Genomic DNA, 16116 nt, shown 5'->3' with positions numbered 1-16116 from the left:
TTAGCCGCGGCGGACCACAAAATCCGTGATGCGCGCATCGCGCCCGTCGAGCTCGGCCCAGGGCTTGGCAGTTTCCATGACGGTCAGTCCGGAGGTCGGATAGTCAGTGGCCATCTCCATCACGGCATCCTCGTCGGATTCGACCGAGGCCAGCCGCATGGCCAGGTCCTGGACGCCGGGCAGATGGGTAATGACCAGCAGGCTGGTCACGGTTTCCGGAACATTGTTGATAACACTGAGGATCTGCGCTGCGGTGGCGCTGTAGAGGCCGTCCTCCAGCTTGGGGGTGGGTCCTTTGTCGCCGAGTTCCTCGCAGATCCAGGTGCAGGTCTGCCGGGTGCGCAGCGCCGAGGAGCACAGGATGAAGTCCGGAATGGAACTGTTTTCCACCATCCATCGGCCGGCCAGTGGGGCATCTCGGTGGCCCCTGCTGGACAACGGCCGCTCGTGGTCTGACACGTCCCGGGGCCACGCCGCCTTCGCGTGCCGCAGGAGCATCAGCTTTTTTAGGTGGTGGCCGCTCATGGGGCCAAGTCTATCGGCGGTACCGGCACCGGATTTCCAGTGCCGGCACCGCCTGCCGCATCAGATGCTGTATTCGGGGGCGGCCCAGACGACAACTTCGGGGTGCTCATAGAAGCGGTACCCCTGGCCACGGACCGTCCGCACGGTGTTGGCCAGGCGTCCGAGCTTGGAACGCAGCCGGCGAATGTGGACATCGATGGTGCGCTCGTTGGGCACTTCCTCGGCGTTGCGCCACAGCCCGGCCAGCAGCTCCTCGCGCCCGACCGTCCGGCTGGCGTTCTCCACCAGGTAGTTCAGCAGCTCGAATTCCTTGAAGGTCAGGTTCAGGGTGTCCCCGTCGAGGTGGACCTCGCGCCGGGCCAGATCGATCAGGACGCCGGAGGGCCGCGGTGCGCTCTGGGGCTGCACGGGCGGGGCAGTCTCGGGACGATGGCGGCGCGCGGTCGGATCGCCCAGCGCCTGCCGGACGACGTCGATATCGGCGCCCGCCGCCTCGGCCGGTGCCAACGCAACGGCGGCGTGGCTCTGGGCTCCGGGAACCAGCGTCTGGATATGGGCCCGCATGTCCTGCGCAAGTTTGGTGAGGGACGTGCCGTTGGCTGCGGCTGTGTCCTCATCGAGGCCTACGTAAATGACGAATCCGCGTGCCACCGTGTCATTGCTGACCGACTGGGGTCCGGGAACTCCGTTGCCCGTCACCACGGGCATGGGCGCCGTCATGGGTGACGTCTCGGATACTGACTGCAGCGGGCGGAGCGGCTGCTGGCCGAACCCCTGGATCCCGTACTGCTGCTGGGGGGCGTACATCGGCGCGCCGTACTGGCGGGGGAACTCCCCTGCCGCACCCTGCCGGGCTGCACCGGCGCGATTCTGCGCATTGCGCAGTGAAATGTGGACGTACCCTGATGCTACTGACATGTTGCAACCTCATTGTGAATGACCGTCATCACGGCTCGAATGCTGGGGGTGGGCCCGGTCGAGATGGCGCGGTTTTCGCCCGTCATTGGGCCTGAGTGGTGCCTGAGAAATGGGGGTGGGTAACTCAGGCGTGCATTCGACAACAGCACATCTTCGTCCCGGCGGGGCCGGTGGGAAGGAGTGCGGCAGGTGCTGCCGTGTGGATGTTCACATTACGGATTATTGCATGTAACAAAGGCGTACGCGCAAGTAACAATGCCCACATTGTCTCAGCATGTGGACAAACTGGGCCATTTGTGACCCAGCTCACGCCATAGCCCCCGTCTTACCCGGGCGCGCAGCGGGTGCAGGCAATTTCCCTCTGCGATGCGGAATCACCGGATTACAGGGCCTTAGGGGACAAAAAAGCGCACCCGAAAATAAGTGATCTTATCTTCGGGTGCGCGTCAAGTAATTTCCGGGGTGTCCACATGCTGGACATCCCGGAAACCCTCCCGGTAAGGCTTTTAGTCGACGACGCCGTACAGTCGGTCGCCGGCATCGCCCAGGCCGGGCACAATGTAGGACTTTTCGTCGAGCCGCTCATCAATGGAAGCCAGCACGATCGTGACGTTGGCGTCAGCCAGCTCCTCCTGGAGTACAGCCAGCCCCTCGGGTGCCGCCAGCAGGCAGATGCACGTGATGTCTGCGGCGCCGCGCTTGAAGAGGAACTTCATGGCCTCACGGAGGGTTCCGCCGGTAGCCAGCATCGGGTCCAGGACGAAGACCTGGCGTCCGGTGAGGTCATCGGGAAGCCGTTCCGCATAGGTGATCGCTTCGAGGGTTTCCTCGTTGCGTGCCATGCCCAGGAAGCCCACTTCTGCGGTGGGGACCAGGCGGGTCATGCCTTCGAGCATGCCCAGGCCGGCGCGGAGGATCGGCACCACCAGCGGGGTGGGCTTAACCAGGCCGGTGCCGACCGTTGCCGTGACCGGAGTCTCGATCTGGACGGGCTCAACGCGGACGTTGCGGGTGGCTTCATAGGCCAGAAGGGTTACGAGTTCTTCCGTGAGCTGGCGAAACACCGGTGAAGGGGTGTTTTTGTCACGGAGAACGGTGAGTTTGTGGGCAACTAGGGGGTGATCCACTACGAGTACGCGCATGCTTCAAAACTACCATTGAGCGGCGGGTTCCCTCTGTGCCCGGGCACGGTTCCCGGCCCACTCGCCAACTGCGGGAAGATGGGACCATGATGCCCCCCACAAAGCAGCACGAGGCGTGGATGGACCTGGCCCTGGCCGAGGCGCGCAGCGCCTTGGATACCGGCGATGTGCCCATCGGGGCCGTCGTCGTCGGTCCGGACGGCACGGTGATCGGCACCGGACGCAACGAGCGCGAAGCCACCGGTGACCCCACGGCCCACGCCGAGGTGGTGGCGATCCGACAGGCCGCGGCCGCGGTGGGCGAATGGCGGCTGGCCGGCTGCACCCTGGTTGTCACGCTGGAGCCCTGTGCCATGTGTGCCGGCGCCATAGTGCTGGCACGGGTTCCCAAAGTGGTGTTCGGCGCCTGGGACGAGAAGGCCGGGGCTTCGGGATCCGTTTTTGACATCCTGCGCGAACGCCGGCTGAACCATTGGGTCGAGGTTTTTCCGGAGGTCCGTGAGGCAGAGTGCGCCACGCTGCTCACCGACTTTTTCGCTGTCCGGAGGCAGAGCTGACTGCTGACAGGGCCGGACACCCTCAGTAGGCTTGCTATCTCAGAGCCCGATACCTAAGGAGTTCACCCATGAGTTCATCCATCGGTTCAGAGTCGGACGGACTGGATACTGTCATCAAGATCCTCGAAAAAGCGGACATTGCCCAGCTCACCACGGAGGACCTCAAGGGGAACCTGGTGAGCCGGCCCCTGCAGCTGCAGGAAACGGATTCCGACGGCAATCTGTGGTTCTTCACCCAGGACCCTTCCCCCAAGGCGGAGGAAATCAGGGCAAACCCCAACGTGAACGTCTCCGTGCACGATTCCAAGGGCTACCTGTCGATCAGCGGTACGGCATCCCTGACCAAGGATGAGGCCAAGATCGACGAGCTGTGGAAGACCTCCGCAGCGGCCTGGTTTGAAGAGGGCCGGGAGGATCCGTCGATCGCCTTGATCAAGGTGGATGCCCACACGGCCGAATACTGGGCATCGGACGAGCCGCGGGTGGCCACCATGTTCAAGATCGCCAAGAGCGCCGCTACCGGGGACACCCCAAATATCGGCAAGACCGGCATCGTCGACCTCTGATCCAGGCGGCTGGTTCGCCGTCGGCCGCCGGCTGGGACCATTCCAGGCAGTGGCCTGAGCCGTGCGGACGGCTGCCACTGCGGCCGTTTTGGGTTGCAGGCCCTTTAGCCGGTAAGGTTGACGAGTTGGTGACGTGTCCGAGCGGCCGAAGGTGCAACACTCGAAATGTTGTTTGGTGAAAGCCAACGTGGGTTCAAATCCCACCGTCACCGCCAGCGAAAACCCCCGGGAAACCGGGGGTTTTCTGCATTTCCAAGGTCTTTTTGGTGCGACATGCGCTCCCAACGTCCTATCCAGAGAGTGTGCAGCTGGAAGGGATCGTATCTGTCGAGAGGTGGTGTTACTCGTTGGGGGCTCTATCAGTCCATACGCCGAAGGACACCCCACATGAATCCAGGAACGTTGCGAACCAGCGGTCATCGCCGCCGAGGTCAGTTCTGCTTCGTTCGACTTGGCCGCCGAACTCCCGGACTCGTGAAAGGAAGCTTTCGAGACCATCAGTTTCGAAATAGACCCGGGTTCCGGCCGTAGGCGCTGTTCCTTCGGTTGCGCGCTGAAGACCTCCAATTCCCGACTCGCCACTACTGATGATCCAATAGCTCGCGTCGAACTCTGAATCCTCGAACGCGGGGGCGAACGTCCAACCGTGGAGATCGCGATGGAACGACATGAACTTCTCGGGGGCTTCGGTTTCGACTTCCCACCAGACGATGTTCATGTTCATCATGGGGGCAGCCTAACGGACGGCCAGAGGTCTTGGTACCGAGGTCTTCCGGCTCATTGGAGGTACTCGGAAGCCCACACCCGATGAAGTGTTGCTAACAGACAAGCAGATCGAAGCCTTGACTCAGTCGATCTTCCGGTATGACAGAACTTCTGGCTTCATGCCGACGGAATCAAAAAATCCCTGCAATGCCCGGGTCGCCGCCCCCATCTCAAACTCGAACTTTCCCCCCTGTGCCAGCTCCTCGGCCATAGCATCATTGGCCGTCTTGCCAGAGCCATGCACCAGCGATAAAGTCCCGCAGTCAGACGTGCTGATCATTACGTCTGGTGTGGCCCAGGAACGACGACCCCTGGGATTGTCGTCCTCCGCTATGGCATCGGTTACATTGCATTCGATTCGATCCCGGTGACTGTCGTCGTACGCACCGAGGGTCAACGGAAAAACCGTGACCAATAAGAGGAATACCACAAGCGTTGACATCGATCCCCAAAAAACCAAATTACTCAAAAACGATCGTTGTCGTTTCTTTGGCCGATCCGCTGACAGCTCACCCTCGGTTGGGCCTTCCAATGCATTCCTCTTTCGATCGCTCAATTTTCGTGTTCCCCTCCCATACTAATTTGATGCTTCATGGCGCCGGACTACGGGTCCTCCAGAGCCATTTATCACACCTCCAACAACGGCTGGCATAGCGCTAGGGAATTCCAGACTGCCACCTGCATCGTCCCCCTCCTCAACTGCCGTTTAGACAACCCCACTATGCGCCCTACAGTCACCAACCTGCAGAGGGGGAGCCGATTCGCGATCGTCATCGAAAACTGGGACAACGCGTTCGATATGGAGAACACGTACGGCATCACCTTCAACGACGTTTCGACGCTTAAAACGGACGAGTCAAACATCTGGTCCCGCGAACCCGGATTCCCGCTGACGGGCGAGGTGACAACTGGGGTTTGGACTCATGTCCGAGGCTCCTGGGACCTAACTAAGAGCGACACCAACAAGCTTCCCACCACCAACCAGAATTGCATACGCGAAGGCCAACTGACCGGTACACAAAGGCCGGGACCAGCGTTGTTCCGAGCACATACAAAAAGCGACGACGCTTTTTTCCCATACGATCCGGCTCAGGCTTCCTGCCCGTCCGCCACATAAAAAGAAGGAAGGAATAGGAAGCAGAGCGAGCGCAACCGCAGAAGTAGTGCTCACATACTTAGTGGCCTTTTTCCCCAGTCGGAGATCCAACTCAGTCAATCCACTCTGCTCTGCTTTATTCCCACTATTGGACCCCGCACCATTATTTACCACGGCACCAATCCGTATCTTCTAGCTCGGGTTTTGTTTCATCGATAGCACCGGTTCATGACCGAGATGTTATTGCATGGAACAGTGCATCCCGTGTGTACGCACGCCCCTTCCTAGTTGCCCGAGCGGCGGAGAAGTATCGGGGGTGTGTAAATCGATTGGATGCACGTTATGGAACTAAGAAAAATGCCACATCTCACTGCCCGCAGGAGTACCGCAGTTCTCGCGCTGGCCCTGTCGTCCCTGCTTGCATTTTCTGCCTGCGCGAGTCCCGCTGAGGAGGAACCTAAGACGGAATCCACTGCAGCAGCGGCGGAAGCACCCACGCCGGAAGCGGTATGGCCGGAAGGTGATGAGAAGGGAACGCTGGCGAATTCCTACAGTATCGGTGAGGAAATGGTCGACGGCGACTGGTCACTCACGATCGACAGCGTCAACTTGGACGCAAACGCCGAGATTGCCGCCATGGACAGCATTATCGCCGAGGTGGCCCCTGACGCCGGCAATACATGGGTGACTCTTACCGCGACGTGGAAATACAACGGCGATGAACCTGCGGAAGGAGGAACCAGTTTCAAGGTGGTAAACAAGAATTGGAAGGACGTCTTCGATAACGACAACAGTTACCTCACGACGTTTAACGACATTTCAACACTTAAGCCGACCGAGTCCAAGGCAGGACCCGCGGAGCCCGGTTCCTCCGTGACCGCCGACGCGATCCTGCAGATGCCGGTGGGAACATGCGAACACGTCGAGTATGATCGTGGCGCAATTCGGTCAGGAAAATTCTCATGATTTCCTGGTGGCCCTCGACTAGCTCGAATACAGCCCCCGGGTCTACGGTGCTCTGCGCAGTGCTCTACGCACCAGGACCATGAGATATGGCAACGCCCCGACCTAATGGCCGGGGCGTTGCCCATAACCGCGCGAAATTCAGGCCGTAGATGATCCTGCACAGGTAGCTTGTCCCGAAAGGTAGCAATTTATGTTCATGGAAAAAGTTTCAGAATTGGCCCAGCAGGACACTGAACCCGGCGGCTCATTCCTGCTTTGGCTGGGGGTAGCTGCAGGCGTGGTGGCGTTGATTTTCGTGCTCTCAAAGACGATGAAATCCAAGGGAGCCTCCGGCACCAAATCGGGGGCCGAATTCCGGCCTTCCCTGACCGCCGAAGACGTCGAGGCAGTCAGATTCCAGCCCCCGAAATTGGGGGAACGAGGGTACGAACCGGAGCAGGTCGGGCAACTGCTGGATCAAGCAGTGCGTGAACTGCGGCGACTCGCCGACGAAAACCGACGCCTTCAGCTGAAGAGATCCGATCCCCTGAGTCAGCCGGTCCTGTTAGGCAATCCTGTTCTCACGCCTGATCAGGTAGTGAACCAGAAGTTCTCGACAATGAGATTCCCGAAAGGTTGTTCACCGAGCAAAGTGGATGATTTTCTGGACCGGATTGTGGTGGGCCTTCGGCAATGGAACGCCGCCAACGAGCAGCTCAGGTCCGAGATTTCCGGTAACACCTTGGGAGGTTTTTCCTCAACCGGCCGGAACTGACATGCGCCGATAGGGGCAACCGGCCTATGTCTGGCCAGAATCCAGCGAACCCGATGCACTCCGCTGCGCCGTGCTGCGAGACACCGCTGAAGAGGAAGGGTCCACCCGAACGGGTGGACCCTTCCTCGAAGCTGGATGCTGCACCCTGAAACGGCCTTCGGGGAGCCGGATTTATATACAGCCTGCCTGGACTAGGCCGGCGGCGTCACCTCACACACAGCTGCTGGCTGATTCAGCCGATCTTCTCGTACGAAAAGACAGTTGGGTTCATGCCCACGGCATGAAAAAGTCCCTGCAATGCCCGGGTCGCCTGCCCCATCTCAAACTCGAACTTTCCTCCCTGTGCCAGCTCCTCGGCCATAGCATCATTGGTGGCCTGGTCAAATCCGTGCAGCAATGACAACCTCCCGCAGTCAGACGTGCTGATTGTTAGATCTGGCCTGGACCCGACAGTACGACCGGCTGGACTATAGGTGCCACCTGTGGCATCGGTTACATTGCATTCGATTCGATCCCGGTGGCTGTCATCGTACGCACCGATGAGCCACGTACCAACCGTGACCGATAAGAGGAATACCGCAAGTGTTGACACCGATCCCCAAAAAACCAAATTCGATATCAACGATCGTGGTGGCTTCCTTGGCAGATCACCTGACGCCGCACTCCCCGGTGGAATACTCATTCAATTCTCCTGTTATTCACTCAATCCCATTGTCCCCTTTTATACTAGTTTGAAGCTGAATGGTGCTGGACTACGGGTCCACCGGAGCCATCCAGTGCACCTCCGATAATGGCTGGAATAAGATCTTCCTTCCTGTGGATGCCACCTTCATCGATCCCCGTCTCAACCACCGCTTGGGCAATCCCCACTGCGCGCCCTGCAACATCTTGCACCACCGGCGCCCAAGGCGAAACGACCGCCTCAGGTAGGGCTATCCCTGCCGGCGGTGCGGGTGGAATAGGCAACCTCGAGGTGGCTGCATCCGCGAGCTTGCCGCCGGCATAACCGAACGCCGCGTTCGTCACAAAGCCTATTCCTGCGGCCTAGATATACCCCCGCGGTCTTTTCTCCCTCGGTGTTGAGGCGGTATTCAGCGGCGCCGGATGTCGCTCCGGACTCGCCCGCTGGGACCACACCACGCGCCCCCGCCCGAGCCGCTATCGGGGCGGCTTTGGCCAGAACTCCTGCCGCGACCCCGCCGGCAAGTCCTCCAATGCCACCGATGACGGCCTCTTCGCCGGCTTGGGCTCCAATCCACTGTCCCGTCCTGGGCCTTCGTAGCCTCGGTCATTCCGGAACCTGGTGTTGCGGTAACCGGTCCGGGTGCTTCCGGGATGTCCGGTGGCTTGCCGGCCGGGATTAGCTTGACCGGTAACGGCGGACTGGATGTTGCCAGCCTGGAATGGTTGGGCGCGCGGGCGTATGACCCGGGTGTCCGCGGTTTCCTTTCCAGTCCCACCAGTCACCTACGGCAGCCCCGGCGTCGGCCAGCGCGCCGCGGTGGGCGACGGCGGGCGGCGTCGTACGCCTTCAGATCCTCATCGGCCAATGGGCGCGCAGGCCCGTCGGGTCGCTGGCGTTCAACGGGTTGTTCCCGGCGTACGCGTAAGGGTTGCCGTCCCAGCCCGCACCCAACACCGGGGCCAACGGATCGAAGCCAAGCGGGTCGGTGATCCGGATCAGCCGGCCCCGGACGTCGTACTCGAACAGGGTCCGCCCGCCCACACCGTTAATGGACTCGGTGAGTTCTCCGGCGGTGTTGTATTTGAACCGGCGGGTCCGGTACCAGGAGTCCTGCGAGAAACTCAGCCGGCCCGCCTTGTCATACCCATAGCGGGCGGCACCGTTGCCAGTTGCCGGGGGCCAGGCGCAGGACCAGGCGGCCACAGGGGTCGTACTCGTCGAAGCTGATGGTCCAGGAGGAGAACGCGTCGGCGACGGTGGCGGTGCTGGTCCTGCGGTCCGTGGCGGCATCAGTGCGGACGCCGGTGGGGTCGACGACGGCGGTGAGCTTGCCAATCTTGTCGTACTCCCGCACCCAGTCGTGACCGGCGGGGTCAGCAATTCCTGCCAGGCAGGAGAGGTGGCTCCGTGGGTGAAACCCCAGCGGGCGCCCTCGGGCAGGACGGCTACGGTCACTTATCGTGCTTGTCGAAGACCAGCTCGGTGCCGGCGGGCTCCGAACCGCACCTAGCCCGCTGACAGCCGCGAGCCTTCTGCCATGTCACCCATCACCCATACCGGCCCCACAGGCTCAACTGCCGGATTCTGGAAGAAATCATCCATTGCCAATTCGACCGTGGCGTAGTCATTGACCAGAGCAACAGGAATCGATCCAGTAACACGTCCCATCGGCACATCCATGACACCATCCACCTCCCTACCGCGATCCCAGGCCGCCAAAATGCACTAGCCCGGAAGAGCCCCACCTTCGACCAGGATCGATTTGGCAAGTACACACTGGCCCCATACAGCCCCGACAATCATCACGGGTGCTAGGACGTAGTAAAGACCGCGGGACACTCTACCCATATGGTGGGCAGTCGGCTTTTTGCCAACACGCCAAAAAATGACCTGACTTAAAATGCACATAGACATGGCGACCTGCATGGGAAGGCCGTTCCTCCCGTATTGCCCTTCATAGGGCAGCCTGGTTTCCCAAGGAACGCTCATAAAGACAAAAACAGTGATGCCGATCGACACGGCTAAAGCAACGGCAGCAAGAATGCTAATAATCTTGACTGCCTTTTTCCCCAGCTCCAAATCCTCTGCCGTTAGTCCACCGACCCCGTCCTTATCGTCGCCGACACTTAAATCACTATTTATCAAGGCGCCCATCCAAGTTCGTACGTATAAAATTCCCGCTGCCAACGATAGCGTCTGCGTGTGCCGCACCATATGCAGCTCTAACATGAGCTCCCCAGCTGGGGGTTTGGACTCATGGCCGAGGCTCCTGGGAACTTCTAGCTGGCGTTTTCTGCCTGAGCGAGTCGCGCTGAGGAGTCGCCTAAGACGGAGGCCACTGCAGCGGAGGAAGCACCCACTCCCGAAGCGGTATGGCCTGATGGTGACATGAAGACGCGGTGAGGGAGTTATCCCTGCAGACCCTTTTCCGGTCGCTTCCTTAGATCTATCAGTGCCGCTCCCGGACCATCGACGTCGGAAAGCTGGATCTCCTGTGCTCGGTCAGGGCGGGGAACACCCCGCTTCTTCCGGATTCTCGAGGCCCGGAACTCATCCCGGCAGAACACGAAGGCCGGGCGCCCCGTGACGATGAAGGCAACAACTCCGATGAGCAACACCCAGTTCAGCGGTTCGCCCCGGACCAGCTGGCCGACAACAAGCCCCGCAATCAGAACCGCAGCACACGCATACCCCACTGCGACAGGAATACCGACTGACAGCGATCTGAGATTATACCGATCGTCACCCGGTGCCACATGCTCATCCTTGGCATAACTGTACGGTTCACCCGTCACCGTCCAACGCAGTGCGCGCTGCTCGCCCCGCGCTATAGCCGCCCTGTGCTCGGCATACACCGCAGCATCATCACGACGCATCCCGGCCTTGTGTGTTGTCGGGTCGTCATCCCCCGGACGGATAACGAAAGGATGAATGCGAGGCGCCAGCCTGGGCCTTGCAGCCGCCAAGAGAACAACGATCCCCAAGCTCAACAGCATGGGGTGGACCCCCTGGTATACGGCTAGCAACGCGCCACCGCACAGGGCCACCCAGAAAGCCCCTATCGCTAACGCCAACGCAGCGAAACCCCTGGCGTTGACCCGCACCCTTGCTCCGGGCACCGCTTCCCGGCGCAGTTGTTGAGTCGTCGCCCGGTGGAGAACCCACAGGAGCAGAACGAACAGTACTACGGCAACAATTGTGAATGTCACCATGCCAGCTACCACAATTAAATCCTCATCGGTTTTTCGTTACTTTCTGGGACTGCATTTATGTGGCGCCTATCCGGTCAGTCCCGCTGCTTCAAACAGGGAATGGGCTACCCCTGCCTGACCGACAACCATCAGCACCGGAATTACGCCGGCGAGGACATACCGTCGGACGAGGGCATTCTTTCCTTGGCGGAGTGGGCGTCGCCTAAACACCCGCCAGATCAACACGGCAACTATCGGGGGCATGCACATGACATAAGGCGCCGGGTTGCCGTTGCTGCCACGCCTTCCGCTGCCCGGCAACACCGTATCCAACGGCACGTTCTGGAAGACATAGACCGCAAGTCCGATGCACATCAATAGGGCAACCGCATAGTAGAAATCACGCACGAGGACAGCCTTTTTCAGGGATCGCCGCTCCGCGTCCGAGCGCCCCTCCAATACACGTACGCGCCTCCCGGACGATTGCTCGCTGTGGCTCATCTTGTTTTTACTCCTGCTCTTCCCAAGGAAGCTAAAGTTCTGCTTTCCCAGACGGGCCACATCACACGTTTACCCGGAAGGCACGCCGCCCTCAACCAGAATGGATTTCGAAAAACCCCACTGGAGAATCACACATTAGCACCGGCATTATGGGAAGGGTCCGTCGATTGCACTTACACGGGATCCCAGTTTTTAGTGACTCGACTGGCTGAACCTGTAGGTACGCACATCCTCACCCGACGTCCACGGAAGCTCCGGATCCGGACCGCGATGGTGGAAGAAGCCCAGCAAGGCCTTTCGAGTGCCTTCCAGATCGGTGAGAATCCCCTTAGGCGCATACGCAGGACCGGACAACAACCGAATCTCGACTACATTCGCATCGTCCGCACCAAGGATCCTCCACTCTCCCTCATCCTCGGAATTGGGCGTGCAGTGCACAATGAAACCCGTCACCGGATTTCCCACCGCCTCAAACACACCACCGTTGCGCTGCACGTAGAACCGACCCGAGTCCCCCTCATCCCATGAATACAGCGCAGAAACAGACTTTTCTTTGGCGATGGCCGTACTTGGAATCTCAACGCCGTTGAGATTCCAAACGTCACGGGGCTTGGGCTTGCTCGCGAGGATTAGCCGATGGGCTGCAGTGCCCACCATTAGGCCCATGCCATTGCTTGGAACGAGCAGAAGCCACATTCCGGACCAAGGCTGGGGAGCTTGGGAAAGCAGAACGACCTCTGCTGCGACGAGAATGACGAAAACAAGGGTCACTCTCTTTTCGCGCACAAAACCCCTGATCAGGCCTCCCCCCAGGATACCGGCGAGCATTAACGCAGCGATTTCTATCCCATGGGAACCGTCAAGTTCTGAATAGATAACCCAAAAAATGACAGCCCCTGAGATCGCTGCGACCCCCAGCATCGCCAGCGCTTCTTGCGCGGCGGGCTTAATTCTCAATGAACCCTTCATCAATTGGCTCCATGTTTGGCCGGTCTTCCCCCCCAGTCCACCAGTCCTTGAACTGCTCCCACCCATTGCGGTCCAAGTATTCCCGGACATACTCATTGTTCTCCCGGCGCCGGCGGTCTTCTTCTCGGGCCAGCGAAATCAAGTCCCGCACCAGCCCCGCCGCGGTCTGCAGCGCCCCCGCAAGGTCTCCCACGCCCTTGGCCGCGATAATGGCGTTAGTCGCGAAAATCTCAGAAAAACGTCCTTCGAAGTCGGCTTTAGCCGCATCCACCAGCTTCGTCCTTGAGGAGGAGAAACTATAAAGCCTGGATGCCTCGGAATCGAGAGTCATGACCAAGTCATCGGCCACGCTGTATTTGAACGGTCCGCCACCGTAACCGCTATCCGACTCCGGCAACAACCGCATTTCGACTAAATTATCCATAGTCAGGGCCCCCACTGAACAAGAACTGGAAAAGAAGAACAGATCAACAACACCGCGCCCCGCCCAGGAAAGAGCCACCAGGACAAGCAACAGCAGGAAATATGGCCCCGCAACCAGGCCGGAATACCAAAGACCGGGCCGGAATACCAAAGACCGGGCCGGAATCCCCGGTCCGAATACCTCGTATTGACCGGGTAGCCGCCCGCTCACCAGAGCGGTGCGGCTACCCGGCTATTTCGCAGAACAACTAAACAGAAAAGCGGATCAGGCGCCGCCACCGGCGGAGAAAATGTTCTGGGAGATCTTCTCCAGCTGCGTGCGCAGCTGTTCCAGTTCTTCCCGGGCCTTATCCAGGGCAGCCTTTGTTTCGGGCCATGTTGAACCCCGGAACTGCGCAGCCAGCGGGCCATCCCAGACGTTCGGATCCGACAAGAGCTTGCCCTGCGCATCAAGCGCTGAGATCTGGTCGGTGAAACCACCGTTGACAATGGACTGCACCTGCTGGATCGCAGACTTGGCCTGCTCGGTAGACAACACACGCGACATAAGAATTCCCCCAATTGAGACTGCTGTTTCTCCGTTGAATGTAGCACTTACGGATAGCGGACGATCGAGAGGCTACCAATGTCGATCCAAAAATCCAACAACAGGCTAAAAACGCTGGGGATTCACCGACCCCCTAAGGTCCGGCGTCTGCTCCATGGAGGTTCAATTGCGGTTGGGGAGATCGCGACAGTGAAAAAGCCCCGTAACCTCTCAGTGGTTTTGCCATCGAAAACAACTCAGGGGACCGGACAATTTAGTTTCGTCGCAGCCGCTTCCTGTACCGGGAATTCTCTCTTGGCTCACTCCGACGGTGCATCGCTGGCGATCCGCCCGCGCGAGCCAACCGGCCAATCAGGTCGGCCGCCGCTGCGGCATGCACTCCTGTGGTTGCGGGTCCGTTGCGCAGCGTCCCTTGCCGCCCCTCTCCATAAACCCGTCACCCGGCGAAAGGTCAGCCGAATTTTAGGTCCAAGACCTGCTCACCTGAGGTCCAATGAAGGTCTGGGTCAGGCCCGCGATAGTGGAAAAAGCGGAGCAGCGCCCTGTTAGTGGTTTGCAGATCGGAGACAACGCCCATGGGTACCAGGACCGGGCCGAAGGGCATCCGGATCTCGGTCTCGTCCCGGCTCGTAAGGCTGCCGAGCACTCGCCACGCGCCGTCGTCGTGGTAGTCGGCGGTGCAGTGCACGATGAATCCCGTCGCCGCGCTTCCGACCGCCTCAAAGAGCCCGCCGTTGCGGCCAACGACAAACCTGCCCGTTGTTGCGCTGTCCCACCCCGCCAGGTCCTCGATCGCGGAGGCTGTGGCCCGGTCTGTCTTTTTCTGCTCGTTGCCGTTGATAACCCAGGCATCCACGATCGCCGGCCGCCGCTTCGCGGCCCGCGCCTCGCCAACGACCTGGCCCAGGATAGCGCCGGCACCGTTGGCCGGGATCAGAAGCGCCGATAGCGAGGACCAGGGTTCGGGGGCCTGGCCAAGGAGGACGTACTCCGCCACGACCAGTACAGCGAGCACTGCCAGTCCCCTGCCGGACGGAAGAAATCCCGTCGCAGCGGTACCGCCGACCAGCCCTGCGGCAAGCAGAATCCAGGCTTGGCCCGGCGGAGGCCCCCCAACAGCGATCGACATGCTGACCAGAAGCACCACTACGGCCAGGGCAACGAGCGTTATCCGCGGCCATGCGAACGGCGCTACATTGCGGAGCCAGGCGGTGTTCTTGCGAGCTCGGCCGCAGCGGACTTTAGGACCCACTTGCCTCACACAACCTCCTCAGTACTGCTGATGAGCCAGACATCAGGAGGGCACCGGCTTGCTAATGCGGAGGCCCTGCCGGGTGACGCTGCCGATCATCACGCCAATGGCGTTGGCCGGAATGAGGACCGCCGACAGGCCAGACCATGGGGCGGGAAGCAACCGGGAAACCAAAGCGCACTCCGCTATGACGAGAAGGAGCAGGAGGACCGTGACCAGGTTTTCACGGACCAAGCCCCGGAGCAGGCTGCCGCCCAGCAGGCCGGCCAGGATCAAAACCACCGTCTCTCCGCCGGATGCGCCCTCCGCGCTGAGGAAAACAGTGAAAAACAGTGCGACCGAGAAAACGATGGCAATCCCCAGCGGAATTGCTGCGTACCGAACAAAGTTCCGGCGCTGGGACAGGCTGTGCATCTTAGTCATTCCCTACCTCTTTGGCGGCTACTTCACGTGGCAGCTACTTCACGGCCAAGCGCGTGCCTTCTGCTTCGACGCCGGTGACCCATTCCGGCCCCAGCTCCGCAGCCCCCGGGTTCCTAAGGAAGTCACCCAAGGCTGCTGACGCGGAGTCAAAATCGTGCACCAGCTTCACCGGTATGTGGCCCACGATCTTTCCCATGGGGACTTCTACCGTCTCGTCCCGCAGCTGTTCTTGACGCGTCAGCACCGCCCACGAGCGCTCGTCGGCCGCATCCCTGCTGCGATGGCACACGAACCCTGTCTCGGGGCCGCCGGCCACCTCCAGGCGAGCCGGGCCCCGGGCAACTGCCAGACGGCACCGGGACTTGCCGTCCAGGGCACGCAGCGCCGTACCCGCCGCCAAGCGGGCCTCGGCAACAGCGCCGAAACCACGCCCGTCGACCTGCCATGCCGCCTTCTTGACGGGCGCCTTTCGGCGCTGCGCCGCTGTCCGCCAGGCGACGCCGATATTCGATCCGCCGACAAGCGCGCCCATCCACGCCACTCCCGCAGACCCGAAGGCCTCCACATTGGCCAGCAGGATGACACACACCACCAGAGCTCCAACCAAGCACACCAGGGTCATCCAGGCATGGCGCGCTCCGAACCGGAACAGCCAGACGCCCAGGACTGTCCCGGCCGCCAGGGCCGCCAATGCGAGCGATGTGACTTCAAGCCGCCCGAGGAACACCATGGCAATGGTGCCGCAGAGAATGGCGCCGCCCAGGACAAGGTAACCCAGCCCTGATTCCTGCTTGGACTTGGATCGCTTAGGTGTGTTGTTCATCAATCCTGCTCAT

Annotated in this window: 23 protein-coding genes and 1 tRNA gene; 6 read left to right on the top strand and 18 right to left on the bottom strand. The window is 60.5% G+C overall.

The genetic code is table 11. From position 1 onward, the window contains the following. The 3 genes from KKR91_RS02000 to upp form a co-directional block, all read right to left on the bottom strand. Positions 1–525: a SixA phosphatase family protein gene (locus KKR91_RS02000; protein WP_210231358.1), complete on the bottom strand. Its 525-nt coding sequence runs from the start codon at positions 523–525 to the stop codon at positions 1–3. A 60-nt stretch (positions 526–585) separates the two neighbouring features. After that, positions 586–1443, bottom strand: a complete 858-nt coding sequence (locus KKR91_RS01995) for a winged helix-turn-helix domain-containing protein (RefSeq protein ID WP_210231359.1) — start codon at positions 1441–1443, stop codon at positions 586–588. Positions 1444–1949: 506 nt separating this feature from the next. Next, positions 1950–2585, bottom strand: a complete 636-nt coding sequence (gene upp / locus KKR91_RS01990) for a uracil phosphoribosyltransferase (protein WP_210231360.1) — start codon at positions 2583–2585, stop codon at positions 1950–1952. A gap of 86 nt (positions 2586–2671) precedes the next feature. Between upp and tadA the strand changes: the two genes are divergently transcribed. The 3 genes from tadA to KKR91_RS01975 all read left to right on the top strand — a co-directional run bounded on the left by tadA (position 2672) and on the right by KKR91_RS01975 (position 3923). Beyond that, positions 2672–3142: a tRNA adenosine(34) deaminase TadA gene (gene tadA, locus KKR91_RS01985; protein WP_420481413.1), complete on the top strand. Its 471-nt coding sequence runs from the start codon at positions 2672–2674 to the stop codon at positions 3140–3142. Between the two features lie 68 nt (positions 3143–3210). Further along, entirely contained in the window at positions 3211–3708 is a 498-nt protein-coding gene (locus KKR91_RS01980; protein WP_237687450.1) for a pyridoxamine 5'-phosphate oxidase family protein, read from the top strand. Between the two features lie 127 nt (positions 3709–3835). Next, positions 3836–3923: transfer RNA gene (locus KKR91_RS01975), tRNA-Ser, on the top strand. Positions 3924–4048: 125 nt separating this feature from the next. On the opposite strand, the gene KKR91_RS01970 is transcribed toward KKR91_RS01975, so the two are convergent. Next, complete coding sequence (locus KKR91_RS01970) at positions 4049–4435, bottom strand: VOC family protein (RefSeq protein ID WP_210231361.1); 387 nt, start codon at positions 4433–4435, stop codon at positions 4049–4051. 120 nt (positions 4436–4555) lie between these two features. Continuing rightward, a complete protein-coding gene (locus tag KKR91_RS01965) occupies positions 4556–5029 on the bottom strand; it encodes a hypothetical protein (protein WP_210231362.1) in 474 nt (157 codons plus the stop codon). Between the two features lie 36 nt (positions 5030–5065). Between KKR91_RS01965 and KKR91_RS01960 the strand changes: the two genes are divergently transcribed. From KKR91_RS01960 to KKR91_RS01950, 3 genes are all read left to right on the top strand, one after another. Continuing rightward, positions 5066–5590, top strand: a complete 525-nt coding sequence (locus tag KKR91_RS01960; RefSeq protein WP_210231363.1) for a hypothetical protein — start codon at positions 5066–5068, stop codon at positions 5588–5590. A 336-nt stretch (positions 5591–5926) separates the two neighbouring features. After that, on the top strand, positions 5927–6535 hold the full coding sequence (locus KKR91_RS01955) for a DUF4352 domain-containing protein (protein WP_210231364.1): 609 nt from the start codon (positions 5927–5929) through the stop codon (positions 6533–6535). Positions 6536–6725: 190 nt separating this feature from the next. Continuing rightward, complete coding sequence (locus KKR91_RS01950; RefSeq protein WP_210231365.1) at positions 6726–7289, top strand: DivIVA domain-containing protein; 564 nt, start codon at positions 6726–6728, stop codon at positions 7287–7289. Between the two features lie 232 nt (positions 7290–7521). Here the strand turns inward: KKR91_RS01950 and KKR91_RS01945 are convergent, their stop codons facing one another. From KKR91_RS01945 to KKR91_RS01885, 13 genes are all read right to left on the bottom strand, one after another. After that, on the bottom strand, positions 7522–7971 hold the full coding sequence (locus KKR91_RS01945; protein WP_210231366.1) for a hypothetical protein: 450 nt from the start codon (positions 7969–7971) through the stop codon (positions 7522–7524). An 849-nt stretch (positions 7972–8820) separates the two neighbouring features. After that, positions 8821–9177, bottom strand: a complete 357-nt coding sequence (locus KKR91_RS01940; protein ID WP_210231367.1) for an RHS repeat-associated core domain-containing protein — start codon at positions 9175–9177, stop codon at positions 8821–8823. Further along, complete coding sequence (locus KKR91_RS01935) at positions 9113–9328, bottom strand: hypothetical protein (protein ID WP_210231368.1); 216 nt, start codon at positions 9326–9328, stop codon at positions 9113–9115. Before KKR91_RS01935 ends, KKR91_RS01940 begins: the two co-directional genes overlap by 65 nt. A gap of 152 nt (positions 9329–9480) precedes the next feature. Beyond that, positions 9481–9654 (bottom strand): hypothetical protein, encoded by a 174-nt coding sequence (locus KKR91_RS01930; RefSeq protein WP_210231369.1) that lies wholly within the window; start codon positions 9652–9654, stop codon positions 9481–9483. A gap of 45 nt (positions 9655–9699) precedes the next feature. Then, positions 9700–10203 (bottom strand): hypothetical protein, encoded by a 504-nt coding sequence (locus KKR91_RS01925; protein WP_210231370.1) that lies wholly within the window; start codon positions 10201–10203, stop codon positions 9700–9702. A 179-nt stretch (positions 10204–10382) separates the two neighbouring features. Then, complete coding sequence (locus tag KKR91_RS01920; protein WP_210231371.1) at positions 10383–11186, bottom strand: hypothetical protein; 804 nt, start codon at positions 11184–11186, stop codon at positions 10383–10385. 66 nt (positions 11187–11252) lie between these two features. Continuing rightward, positions 11253–11666 carry a hypothetical protein gene (locus tag KKR91_RS01915; protein ID WP_215057257.1) on the bottom strand — a complete coding sequence of 138 codons (414 nt, stop codon included), beginning with the start codon at positions 11664–11666 and terminating at the stop codon, positions 11253–11255. A 192-nt stretch (positions 11667–11858) separates the two neighbouring features. Continuing rightward, the gene (locus KKR91_RS01910; protein ID WP_210231373.1) at positions 11859–12635 is read right to left on the bottom strand and encodes a hypothetical protein; all 777 of its coding nucleotides are present in this window, start codon (positions 12633–12635) and stop codon (positions 11859–11861) included. After that, complete coding sequence (locus KKR91_RS01905; RefSeq protein ID WP_215057256.1) at positions 12613–13209, bottom strand: hypothetical protein; 597 nt, start codon at positions 13207–13209, stop codon at positions 12613–12615. Before KKR91_RS01905 ends, KKR91_RS01910 begins: the two co-directional genes overlap by 23 nt. A 114-nt stretch (positions 13210–13323) precedes the next feature. After that, the gene (locus KKR91_RS01900; RefSeq protein WP_210231375.1) at positions 13324–13605 is read right to left on the bottom strand and encodes a pyrophosphorylase; all 282 of its coding nucleotides are present in this window, start codon (positions 13603–13605) and stop codon (positions 13324–13326) included. Between the two features lie 451 nt (positions 13606–14056). After that, complete coding sequence (locus KKR91_RS01895; RefSeq protein WP_210231376.1) at positions 14057–14620, bottom strand: hypothetical protein; 564 nt, start codon at positions 14618–14620, stop codon at positions 14057–14059. 279 nt (positions 14621–14899) lie between these two features. Continuing rightward, positions 14900–15280 carry a hypothetical protein gene (locus tag KKR91_RS01890; protein WP_210231377.1) on the bottom strand — a complete coding sequence of 127 codons (381 nt, stop codon included), beginning with the start codon at positions 15278–15280 and terminating at the stop codon, positions 14900–14902. A 34-nt stretch (positions 15281–15314) separates the two neighbouring features. Next, positions 15315–16103 carry a hypothetical protein gene (locus KKR91_RS01885; RefSeq protein WP_237687449.1) on the bottom strand — a complete coding sequence of 263 codons (789 nt, stop codon included), beginning with the start codon at positions 16101–16103 and terminating at the stop codon, positions 15315–15317. Between the last annotated feature and the right edge of the window lie 13 nt (positions 16104–16116).

Source organism: Arthrobacter jiangjiafuii, assembly GCF_018622995.1.
Taxonomy (GTDB): domain Bacteria; phylum Actinomycetota; class Actinomycetes; order Actinomycetales; family Micrococcaceae; genus Arthrobacter_B; species Arthrobacter_B jiangjiafuii.
This window is presented reverse-complemented; position numbering and strand designations above follow the sequence as displayed.